The organism is Prevotella sp. E15-22, from assembly GCF_023204875.1.
GTDB lineage: Bacteria > Bacteroidota > Bacteroidia > Bacteroidales > Bacteroidaceae > Prevotella.
In genome coordinates this window covers 2,818,137-2,831,042 of the sequence record NZ_CP096247.1, presented here as the reverse complement: position 1 = coordinate 2,831,042, position 12,906 = coordinate 2,818,137, and the positions used below count along the sequence as shown (strand labels likewise).

At 47.9% G+C, this 12,906-nt stretch carries 15 protein-coding genes, 5 tRNA genes and 1 pseudogene; 15 read left to right on the top strand and 6 right to left on the bottom strand.

Translation table 11 applies throughout. The features are described 5' to 3' along the window. Positions 1-26 precede the first annotated feature (26 nt). From M1D30_RS11680 to M1D30_RS11655, 6 genes and pseudogenes are all read left to right on the top strand, one after another. The gene (locus M1D30_RS11680; protein ID WP_248504156.1) at positions 27-872 is read left to right on the top strand and encodes a TonB family protein; all 846 of its coding nucleotides are present in this window, start codon (positions 27-29) and stop codon (positions 870-872) included. Positions 873-877: 5 nt separating this feature from the next. Then, positions 878-1,849, top strand: coding sequence for a hypothetical protein (locus tag M1D30_RS11675; RefSeq protein WP_248504154.1), 972 nt, complete (start codon positions 878-880; stop codon positions 1,847-1,849). A 48-nt stretch (positions 1,850-1,897) separates the two neighbouring features. Beyond that, the gene (locus M1D30_RS11670) at positions 1,898-2,203 is read left to right on the top strand and encodes a hypothetical protein (RefSeq protein WP_248504152.1); all 306 of its coding nucleotides are present in this window, start codon (positions 1,898-1,900) and stop codon (positions 2,201-2,203) included. 21 nt (positions 2,204-2,224) lie between these two features. Beyond that, positions 2,225-2,527 carry a hypothetical protein gene (locus M1D30_RS11665; protein WP_248504150.1) on the top strand — a complete coding sequence of 101 codons (303 nt, stop codon included), beginning with the start codon at positions 2,225-2,227 and terminating at the stop codon, positions 2,525-2,527. A gap of 104 nt (positions 2,528-2,631) precedes the next feature. Continuing rightward, the gene (locus tag M1D30_RS11660; RefSeq protein ID WP_248504148.1) at positions 2,632-3,825 is read left to right on the top strand and encodes a serine hydrolase; all 1,194 of its coding nucleotides are present in this window, start codon (positions 2,632-2,634) and stop codon (positions 3,823-3,825) included. 95 nt (positions 3,826-3,920) lie between these two features. Then, a pseudogene (locus tag M1D30_RS11655) lies at positions 3,921-5,018 on the top strand (PIG-L family deacetylase); the annotation flags it as partial. Between the two features lie 99 nt (positions 5,019-5,117). On the opposite strand, the gene M1D30_RS11650 reads toward M1D30_RS11655, so the two are convergent. From M1D30_RS11650 to argR, 6 genes are all read right to left on the bottom strand, one after another. Further along, positions 5,118-5,444 (bottom strand): hypothetical protein, encoded by a 327-nt coding sequence (locus M1D30_RS11650; protein WP_248504146.1) that lies wholly within the window; start codon positions 5,442-5,444, stop codon positions 5,118-5,120. Then, positions 5,437-5,715, bottom strand: a complete 279-nt coding sequence (locus tag M1D30_RS11645; protein ID WP_248504144.1) for a leucine-rich repeat domain-containing protein — start codon at positions 5,713-5,715, stop codon at positions 5,437-5,439. The genes M1D30_RS11650 and M1D30_RS11645 overlap by 8 nt, the downstream gene beginning before the upstream one ends. A 212-nt stretch (positions 5,716-5,927) precedes the next feature. After that, positions 5,928-6,893: an N-acetyl-gamma-glutamyl-phosphate reductase gene (gene argC, locus M1D30_RS11640; RefSeq protein WP_248504135.1), complete on the bottom strand. Its 966-nt coding sequence runs from the start codon at positions 6,891-6,893 to the stop codon at positions 5,928-5,930. Between the two features lie 34 nt (positions 6,894-6,927). After that, positions 6,928-8,133 (bottom strand): argininosuccinate synthase, encoded by a 1,206-nt coding sequence (locus M1D30_RS11635; protein WP_248504133.1) that lies wholly within the window; start codon positions 8,131-8,133, stop codon positions 6,928-6,930. Between the two features lie 14 nt (positions 8,134-8,147). Continuing rightward, positions 8,148-8,762 carry a GNAT family N-acetyltransferase gene (locus M1D30_RS11630; RefSeq protein ID WP_248504120.1) on the bottom strand — a complete coding sequence of 205 codons (615 nt, stop codon included), beginning with the start codon at positions 8,760-8,762 and terminating at the stop codon, positions 8,148-8,150. An 18-nt stretch (positions 8,763-8,780) separates the two neighbouring features. After that, a complete protein-coding gene (gene argR / locus M1D30_RS11625) occupies positions 8,781-9,257 on the bottom strand; it encodes an arginine repressor (protein ID WP_248504119.1) in 477 nt (158 codons plus the stop codon). A gap of 285 nt (positions 9,258-9,542) precedes the next feature. Here argR and rpsU point away from each other — a divergent pair, with 285 nt between their 5' ends. The 9 genes from rpsU to M1D30_RS11580 all read left to right on the top strand — a co-directional run bounded on the left by rpsU (position 9,543) and on the right by M1D30_RS11580 (position 12,905). Continuing rightward, positions 9,543-9,734, top strand: a complete 192-nt coding sequence (rpsU, locus tag M1D30_RS11620) for a 30S ribosomal protein S21 (protein ID WP_248504117.1) — start codon at positions 9,543-9,545, stop codon at positions 9,732-9,734. A gap of 86 nt (positions 9,735-9,820) precedes the next feature. Continuing rightward, positions 9,821-10,699 (top strand): tyrosine-type recombinase/integrase, encoded by an 879-nt coding sequence (locus tag M1D30_RS11615; protein WP_248504115.1) that lies wholly within the window; start codon positions 9,821-9,823, stop codon positions 10,697-10,699. A gap of 37 nt (positions 10,700-10,736) precedes the next feature. After that, on the top strand, positions 10,737-11,036 hold the full coding sequence (hpf, locus tag M1D30_RS11610) for a ribosome hibernation-promoting factor, HPF/YfiA family (RefSeq protein ID WP_248504113.1): 300 nt from the start codon (positions 10,737-10,739) through the stop codon (positions 11,034-11,036). A gap of 101 nt (positions 11,037-11,137) precedes the next feature. Next, positions 11,138-11,211 (top strand) — tRNA-Thr (locus M1D30_RS11605). Between the two features lie 27 nt (positions 11,212-11,238). Then, positions 11,239-11,321: transfer RNA gene (locus M1D30_RS11600), tRNA-Tyr, on the top strand. A 19-nt stretch (positions 11,322-11,340) separates the two neighbouring features. Beyond that, positions 11,341-11,413, top strand: a tRNA-Gly gene (locus M1D30_RS11595). A 13-nt stretch (positions 11,414-11,426) separates the two neighbouring features. Next, a tRNA-Thr gene (locus tag M1D30_RS11590) sits at positions 11,427-11,498 on the top strand. Between the two features lie 68 nt (positions 11,499-11,566). Next, complete coding sequence (tuf, locus tag M1D30_RS11585) at positions 11,567-12,751, top strand: elongation factor Tu (protein ID WP_248504111.1); 1,185 nt, start codon at positions 11,567-11,569, stop codon at positions 12,749-12,751. An 81-nt stretch (positions 12,752-12,832) separates the two neighbouring features. Then, positions 12,833-12,905: transfer RNA gene (locus M1D30_RS11580), tRNA-Trp, on the top strand. Position 12,906: the final 1 nt, after the last annotated feature.

Below are 12,906 nucleotides of genomic sequence, written 5' to 3'. Positions count from 1 at the left end.
TGGTTATCAACTAAAAGCCAAAGACAATGAAAACAAGAATGAAAACGATGTTGATGAGTCTACTGATATGCTCAGCTTGTTGTGCTCAGCATGTCAAGCTAAGGCCATCTTTTCCTGGAGGGTATAAAGCTTTGCAGGAATTTATAGAGAAAGAAAAGAAATACCCCGATGAAGCCTTAAAGAAAAGAGAGGCTGGAACAGTTTACGTTGTTTTTACCGTCGACACACTTGGTAATGTAGTTCATCCTAAAGTCGCTACTAGTGTCTCACCCTCGTTAGACAGAGAGGCACTACGCATCGTTAGAAAAATGCCCAAATGGATTCCCGCAAAGGAAGGGAATAAAAATATCAACATGGATTTTACCCTAATCATCAGGTTCAGTGCACCTCCATTACCGCTAGATCCTGAAGAACATGTAATTAGGATGAAATGTAACAATCTTCCAGAGGAGCTAGAGGCGCCTGCTGATACCAACAAGATATACGATGTTGTTGACACTTATCCGTCTTTCCAGGGTGACCTGATGACCTATTTATATAATGAAACACGTTATCCCGCTATTGCAGAAGGAACAAGTGCAGAAGGGCATGCAATAGTAAGGTTTGTTGTAGAGAGAGACGGATCTATCAGTCACGTTAAATTAATCAGATCATTGGCTTCCTCATATGCCATTCCCATCATAGACAGCATGACAGCCGAGTATCGTCAGAAAGCCGAGGCACACAACAAAGCACTTCAGCCCATGGACGATGAAGTCGTTCGTGTTATCAAAGCCATGCCTAAATGGAATCCGGGTAAGTATCACGGTGAATTTGTTCGTGTTTGGAATGTGGCCCCCATCCCCGTATCCTTTAAGGTCCACTTGAAATAAATAATATGAAACGCATAAAACCGCTCTCACTTGCAACCATCCTTTTATGTTCCGTGCTGCATTTGTTGGTCGACGGATTATGCGTATGCAGTCTTTACCTGATAGCATCATCATTTTCTGCGTTGCATCTTGTAGGCATCTTTCTTACCTATAATATATTGGCCTTCCTGACACAGCCGTTGACGGGATTGTGGGCAGACAGCTTGAAGCGCCATCACTGGATGCTGTTGGCATCTGTCCTATTGCTGACGGTGGCAGTCTTGGCAACATCGATTGTCGTCAGTTTCAGGTTGTCAACTGTGGGTATGATGGTGATACCTATATTACTGGGAATGGGAAACTCGCTGTTTCATGTGTGGGGAGGCAAACAAGTGGCCGTTACGACGGGTAATGATATGCGTGCCCTTGGTGCTTTTGTCTCAACAGGAGCTTTTGGCTTGGCCCTTGGCATTGTTTTCTTCTCGTGGCCTTTACTCTATACAGTTTTGCTTACTATCTGTGTGTTGTCAACGGCTTACGTGCACCTGGACCTCAAAGCGGGCATCTCTGCCATCAATAGTCAGGAGGCGGAATGTCGATTCAGTAAGCTGTTCATATGGATGTCGTTGTTGGTTCTGATGCTTGTGGTCATGCTGCGCTCTTTTGTGGGAGAGACGTTCAGTGGTGAGATGTCGAGGACCAGCAGTGTGGTACTTCTGATAGGATTGCTCTCAATGTTGGGAAAGATGGCTGGCGGATGGCTGGCGCATCATCTGGGCATCGTCAGGATGTTTGCATTGGTCATCGTCTTAGTGCTGGTCTGCTTGGTGTTCAGGAGTCAGGAGATGGTGATAGCTCTAGTTGGCTTGTTCGCTGTCAACTGTACGATGCCCGTCACCCTTTATCTGGCAAATGTGGTGCTGCCTAAGCGCGAAGGACTGGCCTTCGGATTGCTGGCTGCTGCACTTATTCCAGGATATTTATTAGCTTTCATTTAGCCTATGATGATATTTCCGATGCTATTACTTGCCCTCGTGCCAACGATCATGATAGAATTCGTGGTCCTGTTGCTCTTACGCGAACGTCGTAGGCTGGTGCTGGGCTCGTCTGTTGTCATCAACATTCTCACAAATATTCCCTTGAATCTTTACATCGTTTATGTTGATAGCAGCGTGATGACGATTGTTATGGGTGAATTGCTGGTGGTTGCTGTAGAGGCATTATGGTACTATCTTTTCATTCGTATCTTGTCGCGCGCATTCATCTATAGTTTTCTGTGTAATGCCATCAGTTTCCTGACAGGACTATTGGTGCAACTCCTTATGGCGTATTATCAACTTATTAGCATATAAACCCTATAAAACTATTGTATTATGACATTATTAGACATTATCATTGACCCAAATGACTCCCTGTTCCGCTCACATTCAGAAACTCCAGTTCCTGCACCCGAACCTGAAGTCCCTTACTCTGTAATTCCTACTGAAACAATGGATACCATTACTGTGACATCTGATGTGATTTCAGGTAAACAGCAGTTGGCAGACATTGCTCCCGATCCTACGGAGACTGTGGGAATGGTAAGTGATAATCTTCTTCTGACAATCATCGTTGTTTTGGTTGCCTTGTGTTTGTGTTTCTACTTCGTTTGGAAATATCGAAAGAATAAAGCCTAGTGAATACTAAAAAAAGTATCTGTAATGTTTGCATGGTAAAAAGGATTTACCTACCTTTGCACCACATAAAAAACTTAACAGATATTTTTCAGGAACAAATGCAATTGAAATCAAGATCTAGGATTGAAAAGGGTAACGCCGTGGTGCTTTCGCTGGCATGCGTGTGCACCCTTCTCTTATCGTCGTGTGCTATTATAAGGGGCTATCGGGCCGATGGACAAAGTGGGCCGGATATCTATAGTTTTGAGCATCATGTGCACGACACCATCGCCAATGGAACGTCGACGTTCTCGTTTCCTCATGCCAAGCAACAGTCCGCATGGATAGACACGCTCCACTTTTTTAATCAGGGTAAGCGCTATAAGAACGTGACGCTATGGGAGGCCCTGAAGGGTAAGACGGATACGCAGGGCGTCCTCATCATCCACAACGACAGCATCGTCTATGAGCATTATGTGGGCGACATCACCATCGATAGGTTGGGAACGGTGTTCTCTGTGTCGAAGTCTATCACGTCGCTGATGTGTGGCATTGCTGTCTATGAGGGTTACATCAAGAGTGTGGACGATGTGGTGACTGACTATCTGCCTGAACTCAAGAAGAAAGACCCTATGTGGCAGAAACTCACCATCCGACACCTGCTCGACATGCGGAGTGGACTGGACTTCGACGATACCTACTCGCTGCGATTGAAGGAATTGAAGCGTCTCAACGCCATGGCGAAGCTGAACTACGGCCATAACCTGATGAAGCAGATTCGTGGGCTGAAGTTCAGGTGCGAGCCTGGCAAGGAACATCGCTATGAGAGTATGACGGCCCAGATCCTTGGTGTTGTCATCGAACGGGCCACTGGCCAGCGCTATATTGACTATCTCAGCGAGAAGGTGTGGAAGCCCTTGCAGATGGAGTCGCCTGCCATTGTCAATATCGACAGTCGTAAGCATGGGGTGGCGCATGCCTTTGGTGGCATATCGACCACGATGCAGGACCTGGCCAAGATTGGTCGGCTTTACATGAACGGTGGTGTGTGGAACGGCCAGCGCATCGTCAGCGAGGAGTGGATACATCAGACCACCGACTATTCTGAGGACAACGACGGCTATCACTTCAACTGGTATAACCTAAGTAGTATTGGGGCCGACAAGGCGCCATATCCTGGCTATTATGCCCATGGCATTCGTGGACAGGTGCTTTATGTGAACCCCTATAAGCGCCTTATCATGGTGAGAATGGGTAGGCAGGACAATACTTTTGCGTCGATTCCTTATGTTTTTGAACAATTGAGCAACTTTTTTTAGTATCTTTGCACCCAGAAGATAACGTTGTTAATGATATAAATTTAATAATGATGAACCTGAATCTAACATCTACTATCAATTTCGATCATATCGCTGACCGTCAGTTGCGAAGCGATGTGATTGCTCTTTGCCTCAAAACGGGAAAGCCTGTGCTGAAGCTTTCGACGAAGGATTATGTGGACAACGGCATGCAGCACTATGTCGAAGAATATGGATCGGCAGGATTGGTGAACATCGCTGTGTTCAACATCCTGCAGCACACCATCACTGGCTGGCCTGGAGGAAAGCCTAATGCTGACGATTCTACGCGTCCAGAGCGTGCGCTGCCTTATCCCAAGCGTGTCATTGTCTTCTCGCCGCATCCTGACGATGATGTTATCTCGATGGGTGGCACTATCCGTCGACTGAAGCAGCAGGGGCACGACGTGCATATTGCCTATGAGACTTCAGGTAATATTGCTGTGGCCGACGAGGAGGTGAGACTCTACATGCATTTCCTGCGTTCTTTCAATGAGGTGTTTGCCAATGGCAGCGATGAACTCATCAAGCGTTATGCCGATGAGGTGTTGGGATTCATCAAACGGAAGCAGGAGGGCGACTTTGACAGTCGCGATGTGCTGACCGTCAAGGGACTCATCCGTCGTGGTGAGGCGCGCAATGCCTGTGGATATAATGGTGTTAAGAAGGATCATATTCATTTCCTCGACCTGCCTTTCTATGAGAGTGGCAAGATTGAGAAGTTGCCCATGTCGGAGCGCGATGTGCACATCATTCAGGAGTTGCTGCAGCAGATCAAGCCGCATCAGATATACGTGGCTGCCGACCTAGCCGATCCTCATGGCACGCATCGCAAGTGTACTGATGCTGTGCTGGCTGCCATCGACGAGGAGAAGAAGGCTGGCGCTGAATGGCTCAACGAGTGTCGCGTGTGGATGTATCGTGGGGCCTGGTCTGAATGGGAGATTGAGAATATTGAGATGTGCGTGCCCATGAGTCCTGAGGAGTTGCGCGAGAAACGCAACGCCATCCTTCGCCATCAGAGTCAGATGGAGAGTGCACCGTTTCTGGGTAACGACGAGCGTCTGTTCTGGCAGCGTGCCGAGGATCGTAACCGTGCCACGGCCAAACTCTACGACGACCTGGGCCTGGCCTGCTACGAGGCCATGGAGGCCTTCGTTGAGTATAAGTTCTGAAAAAAGCCGCACAAGACATGATGTTCATGTTTTGTACGGCCTTATCCTATTCTCCTGGCTAGGTTATCGATGCAGGAGATGATGAGTAGTTTGTTGTTGTCAGCGAACGATTATCTTCTTGCCGTTGTTGATATACAGACCCTTATCAACTGTCTGACTGTTTACTTTTCGTCCTTGCAGGTCGTAAGATGCGCCATTCGTGAATAAGGCATCCATGGCGACGCTATGAACATTTGATTCGATGTTGAAGTAGTCCTTCCATATATTTGCGGCCTTGTATAACTCTATACTTGCTTCAGGAACATATAGCTTGCAGGCTTGCTTGTCGGTATTGGAGAAAACATAGTTGCTACATACGGGTGGAGTCGTTGCAAGACATGTAATGGTGTTCACGTTTTCACATGCGGTGAATCCAAATTCAGCCACAGAAGGCACGCTCCTCAATTGACTTCATCGTGTTAGGAAACTTAACGGATGTAACATCATAGCATTGGTCGAATGCCAACTCGCCAACGCCTGTAACAGTATAGCCTGATACCTCTTCTGGTATGACGATATCGCCATGATAACCTCCTTGGATGCGCTCCCATGTGCCGTCGCCTAATTGTCTCATGCGATACGTCACCTTTGCCGTCCTCGTTGCATTGTCAAAGGAGTACTCTAAATCTTGTGCTCCTGCATTTAGTGCAGTGAGCATCAGTACGAGTGTAAATAGATTCTTTTTTCATAGTCGTAATAATATTGTTTGTTATTAGATTGTTTGCAAATATACGAAATGTGTTGAAAAAAGGTACTCTCATATTCGCAGAAAAACATTGCAAAATCACAGAAAAGCAGTGGAATAACGAAAGAACCGACTAACACTATGAAAAATGTTAGTCGGTTCCTGTATTTTTATTGTTTGTTCGCTTAGAAGGCTGAAGCTTTTAACTTTAATCCTGCAGCTTCGTCGATGCCAAACATGATGTTCATGTTTTGTACGGCCTGACCAACGGCGCCCTTCAGCAGATTGTCGATGGCCGAGGTGATGAGCAGTTTGTTGCCAAACTTCTCGCAGTGCACCAATGCCTTGTTGGTATTTACCACCTGCTTCAGGTCGATGGCCTTGTCGGTATAGTGCGTAAAGGCGGCATCGGCATAGAAGTCCTTATAGGTGCTGATAATCTCTTCTGCAGGTACTGCGGTCTTTACCACGGCTGTACAGAAGATGCCACGGGCAAAGTCGCCACGATAGGGGATGAAGTCGATGTCGGCATCCAAATAGCCCTGCACCTGCTTCAGACTCTGACGGATCTCGGCGATATGCTGATGCTGGAAGGGCTTATAGATGCTCAGGTTATTGTTGCGCCATGAGAAGTGGGTGGTGGCGCCTGGTTTCTGACCAGCACCAGTGGATCCCGTGATGGCGTTGACGGCCACATCTTCCTTCAGCAGGTTCATATGGGCGGCAGGGAGGAGCGCCAACTGGATGGCGGTGGCAAAGCAGCCTGGGTTGGCCAGATGCTGTGCCTGCGCGATGTCGGCCTTGTTGATTTCTGGCAGACCATACACGTAGTCGTGGTCGCCCTTGATGCGGAAGTCCTGCGCCAGGTCGATAATCTTCACGCTTGCAGGGATGGTGTGTTCCTTGAGGAAGGCTTCGCTCTTGCCATGGCCGAAGCAGAAGAAGACAACGTCGACCTTGTCGAAGGGCATCTCGTCAGTGAACTTCAGATCGGTCTCGCCGATGAGGCCTTCGTGTACGTCAGAAACCAGATTGCCTGCATTACTCTCAGAGTTGGCAAAGACAATCTCTGCCTGAGGATGGTTGAGCAACACACGGATGAGTTCACCACCCGTATAGCCTGCTGCACCTAAGATACCTACTTTTATCATCCGTTTAATCCGTTAAATTTGTGGTCAAAGTAAATTAGCGTTTCTCGTCTTTGTGAATGCCGTAGTAAACGCGGAGTGGGGTAGAGCTGACCTTGATGAAGCCCTTGGCCTCGTCGGCTGTCCAGCCTGTCTGGGTCTCGCCATATTCGCCCAGCTTACTCTTGGTGAGGTCGTTGGCAGAATCGATGCCTACGGTCTCGAAGCCGTAAGGACGGAGCTTCAGAATGGCTGTACCAGTGACATTGCGCTGGCTGGAGGTGAGCATGGCCTCGATATCGGGCATCACTGGCTCCAGGTACTGACTCTCGTGGAGGAACATGCCGTACCAGTTGGCCACCTGGTCTTTCCAGTACTGCTGCCACTTAGAGAGGGTTGACTTCTCCAGCAGACGGTGTGCTTCGATAATCAGTTTGGGGGCGGCAGCCTCAAAGCCTACGCGACCCTTGATGCCGATGATGGTGTCGCCCACGTTGGCGTCGCGGCCAATGGCGTAGGATGCGCCAATCTCCTCGATCTTCTGGATGGCTTTCACCTTGTCGTCAAACTGCTCACCGTTGACGGCTACAATCTCACCCTTGTCGAAGGAGATCTTCAGCAGCGCCTCGTTTTCCTTGGCTGTGACGTGCTTCAGGTAAGCATCCTCAGGCAGCCCCTGAGTGGGGTCGAGGAGTTCGCCGCCACAGATACTGGTGCCCCAGATACCTACGTTATATGAATACTTCAACTTGGTGAAGTCGGCAAAATAGCCATTGGCGTTCAGGTAGTCGACCTCCTCCTTACGTGTCAGGTTACGGTCACGTGTCAAGGTGATAATCTCGACGCCAGGAGCCATCACCAGGAAGGTCATGTCGAAACGAATCTGGTCGTTGCCTGCACCTGTAGAGCCGTGTGCAATGGCATCGGCGCCAATCTCCTTGGCATAACGGGCAATGGCGATGGCCTGGAAGATACGCTCTGACGATACGCTGATGGGATAGCAGTTGTTTCGCAGCACATTGCCGAAGATCATGTACTTCAATGACTTGGCATAGTACTCCTGTGTAACATCGAGGGTCACATATTTCACAGCGCCCAACTTATAGGCGTTCTCTTCGTTCTTCTTCAGCTGCTCGGCCGAGAATCCGCCAGTGTTGGCACAAGCGGCATATACTTCGTAACCTAACTCCTTGGTCAGATACATTACATTGTAGCTGGTGTCCAATCCACCGCTGAATGCTACTACAACTTTCTTCTTACTCATATCTTTCTTTTTTTTTATTTCTCTTCTAATTCATCCAGGTGGCGAATGCGGGCCAGCACGTCGTCTGTGATCTTGGCTGGCAGATGCTCTGTTGGGTCGTAGAGCATGGCTGTGCAGATGCAGTATTTGCGTCCTGTGCGATGCAGTACATCCACGTTGACACAACCTTCGCAACCCTTCCAGAATGCTTCATCGTCGGTCAGGTCGGCAAAGGTTACAGGCTGATAGCCCAACTTGGTGTTCATGTTCATCACTGCGGCACCACTGGTCAGCGAGAAAATCTTGGCGTGGGGCCAACGGGTGCGGGCTAACGTAAAGGTCATGTCCTTGATGCGCTTGGCTAATCCCAAACCACGGAAGTCAGGATGTACGATAAGACCGGAGGTGGTTACATACTGCTGGTTCTCCCATGTCTCAATATAACTGAATCCGGCGAAGCGTCCGTCGCTCTTGCGAAGGGCAATGACGGCCTTGGCTTCTGCCATCTTCTTGGCCAGGTATTCGTGTGTACGCTTGGCAATGCCGGTGCCTCGTACCTTGGCGGCCTCGGCAATGGTGTCAAGTATGGTGTCTACATAGGCCTCGTGTTCTACATCAGCCACAAGGACTTCAATTTCTTCTTTTTCCATTTATAATAGTAATTGTGTTCATTTCATATTAGGGACGACCTTGCTGAGCGCTTCCGTCACCTCTCTATGGCTGAACCCTTCTTTTATCACCACAAAGATGTTATCGTCGCCGGCAATGGTCCCAAGTATTTGAGGTAGGTCACCGCGGTCTATATTCCAGGCAATGGCACTGGCATAGCCTGGACGCGTCTTGATGACGCCCATGTTGCCTGAAAAACTGATACTAATGAAGCCGGGAATCTGCATCATCTCGCGAGCGGAACTTGGCGTGCTCACGCGCTTGTACATGGATTCGTTGGGGAGTACATAGACGTAGTTTCCACTCATGGTGGCGGCCTTGGCTACCTTTAACTGCTTTAAATCGCGGCTTAATGTGGCCTGTGTCAACTGAAAACCCTCTTTTTGCAGGGCATTTAACAACTCTTCTTGGCTACCCATCTGCTGACTCGAAATGATGAGGCGGAGGGCTTCTAGTCTATTGTTCTTTTCCTTCATAATAGTATATTTATTCAGAATTGCGGTGCAAAATTACAAACTTTTTTGCATATAGCCAAATATTTCCGTATATTTTTCCAAAATAAATATTATTGGTATAAATATTAGTTTTACGGCCTTTGTCTTTAAAAATAATACATTTTTGGAGGCTAAATGCAAAAAATATTAAAAATATCTTGGATAATTCACAAAATAGTCGTACCTTTGCACCCGCTTTTCGTGCGCGCAGTGTGCGCACGCGGGCATTTATGTATAACTATTTAATATTTAAAGTCAAAAAACAGTATGATTATTGTACCAGTAAAAGAAGGCGAGAACATCGAGAAGGCCCTCAAGAAGTTTAAGAGAAAGTTTGAGAAGACAGGTATTGTGAAAGAGCTGCGTCGTCGTCAGCAGTTTGACAAGCCTTCTGTTCTGAAGCGCCTGAAGATGGAGCACGCCGTTTACGTACAGAAGCTCCGCGCTACTGAGGAATAATTAAAATTATTTCCTCAAAAATTTGGTAGTTTCATAAAATTTCCGTAAATTCGTTGCCGAAAACATTAGTTTGATTGCAACGCTTTATGATTGACCAGTTTCTCAACTATCTGCGCTACGAAAGGAATCGCAGCGAACTGACAGTAGAAAGGTATGAGGATAGTCTGAAGGACTTCCAACAATACTTTGAGAGACTAGAAGGTGGGCTCACATGGGCGTCTGTGGATGCCGACGTCATCCGGTCGTGGATGGAAAGTCTGATGGAAAAGGGTAATATCGCCTCGACGGTGAATACAGGGCTTTCGGCCTTGAAATCCTTTTACCGTTTCGCCCTGGCAAGGGGGTTGGTCAGTCGGGATCCGGCGCATATGGTGAAGGGTCCGAAAAAGCGGAAACCGCTGCCGCAGTTTGTGAAGGAGTCGGAACTTAACGAACTCTTGGATCAGACGGAATGGAGTGATACATATATAGATGTACGTGCGCGTACCATTCTTATTACTCTATATGAGGCAGGGTTGCGACGAAGCGAACTAGTGGGGCTTGACGATAAAGACGTTGACCTGACTGCTATGCAGTTGAAGGTTACCGGTAAACGCAATAAACAGCGCGTCATCCCCTTCGGCAAAGAGTTGGCCGAACAGCTGAGCCTGTATAAGGCTTGCCGTGATGAGCAAATCCAAAGAAATTCTTCTGCGTTCTTCCTGGGAACCAGGGGAAATCGGATAACTGCAAACGAGGTGTACAAAGTTGTTAGGGATTGTCTTTCGAAAGTGACAACCTTAAAGAAGAAGTCGCCCCATGTGCTAAGGCATAGTTTTGCAACCGCATTGCTTAATCATGATGCTGGATTGGAAAGTGTGAGGCAGTTGCTGGGACATGAGAGCCTGGAAACGACCGAGATTTACACACATACCACGTTCGAACAACTAAAGCGAGTTTATCATGAGTCCCATCCTAGGGACTAGACCTTTATAGTTTAACTTATTAAAATAGGAGGTAACTATGGAAATTAAGATTCAGTCGATCCATTTCGACGCTACCGAGAAGTTAGAGGCGTTTATCGAAAAGAAAGTCGCCAAGTTAGAAAAGTCGTACGAAGATATACAGAAAGTAGAGGTGCAATTAAAGGTCGTAAAGCCTGCTACCGCCCAGAATAAGGAAGCCAGTTTGCAAGTGGCAGTCCCTGGAAATACACTAAGAGTAGAGAAGGTTAGCGACACATTTGAAGAGAGTATAGATCTCTGCGTTGACTCTATGAGGGCTCAATTGCAGAAATTCAAGGAAAAATTGAGAAATTACTAAAAAAATCAAGGAAAAGTTTTGGTAATTCAAAAATAAGTAGTAACTTTGCAGCCGTTTTCCAACAGGTCGTAAATCTGAATAGAGAACGGCTGCTTAGAAAAGCCTCTTTAGCTCAGTTGGCCAGAGCACGTGATTTGTAATCTCGGGGTCGTTGGTTCGAATCCGACAAGAGGCTCAAAGCAAGTTGGGACGCAAGACTTTTGGGTGTTTTCCAGAGTGGCCAAATGGGGCAGACTGTAAATCTGCTGTCTTTCGACTTCGGTGGTTCGAATCCATCAGCACCCACTCTCACGAGATGGTTTTTGCGGAAATAGCTCAGTTGATAGAGCACTAGCCTTCCAAGCTGGGGGTCGCGGGTTTGAGCCCCGTTTTCCGCTCTATAAACAAAATGCTGTAATAGCTCAGTGGTAGAGCACTTCCTTGGTAAGGAAGAGGTCCTGAGTTCAACTCTCAGTTACAGCTCTCTCTGAGGACCGATTGGAGGAGCAAAAACATAAGTATATTCACAAAATTAATAAAACAACAAAACAATGGCAAAAGAGACATTTGTGCGTACCAAACCGCACGTAAACATTGGTACAATTGGTCACGTTGACCATGGTAAGACTACTCTGACCGCTGCTATCACCACTGTGCTGGCTAAGGCTGGTCTTTCTGAGGTTAAGTCTTTCGACCAGATTGACAATGCTCCCGAGGAGAAGGAGCGTGGTATCACTATTAACACTGCTCACGTTGAGTACGAGACCAAGCTGCGTCACTACGCTCACGTTGACTGCCCGGGACACGCCGACTATGTGAAGAACATGGTAACTGGTGCTGCTCAGATGGACGGTGCTATTCTGGTTGTTGCTGCTACTGACGGTCCTATGCCTCAGACTCGTGAGCACGTTCTGCTCGCTCGTCAGGTAAACGTTCCCCGTCTGGTTGTATTCCTGAACAAGTGCGATATGGTTGAGGATGAGGAGATGCTGGAGCTCGTTGAGATGGAGGTTCAGGAGATTCTCGCTCAGTACGAGTTCGAGGATGAGACTCCTATCATTCGTGGTTCTGCTCTTGGCGCCCTGAACGGTGTTGAGAAGTGGGAGCAGAAGGTGATGGAGCTGATGGATACCTGCGACACTTGGATCCAGGAGCCTCCTCGTGCTACCGATAAGCCTTTCTTGATGCCTGTTGAGGACGTATTCTCAATCACTGGCCGTGGTACTGTTGCTACTGGTCGTATCGAGACTGGTGTTATCCACGTTGGTGACGCTGTTGAGCTGCTCGGTCTTGGTGAGGATAAGAACTCAGTTGTAACTGGTGTTGAGATGTTCCGCAAGCTCCTCGATGAGGGTCAGGCTGGTGATAACGTAGGTCTGCTGCTCCGCGGTATCGATAAGAACGAGATCAAGCGTGGTATGGTGCTCTGCCATCCCGGACAGATCAAGCCTTTCAAGAAGTTCAAGGCTTCTATCTACGTTCTGAAGAAGGAAGAGGGTGGTCGTCACACTCCATTCGGAAACAAGTATCGTCCTCAGTTCTACCTCCGCACCATGGACTGCACCGGTGAGATTCACCTGCCCGAGGGTGTTGAGATGGTAATGCCTGGTGACAACGTTGAGATCACTGTTGAGCTGATCTACGCTGTTGCTCTGAACAAGGGTCTGCGTTTCGCTATCCGCGAGGGTGGTCGTACCGTAGGTTCAGGCCAGATCACTGAGGTATATGAGGACTAATCTCCTCTGATCTCTAGATCATCTAAGAATTCTAGTAACACTAGATAAAAGAAGCCCCCGCTCTAGGGTGGGGGCTTACTTACGGGAATAGCTCAGTTGGTAGAGCATCGGTCTCCAAAACCGAGGGTCGTGGGTTCGAGTCCTCCTTCCCGTGC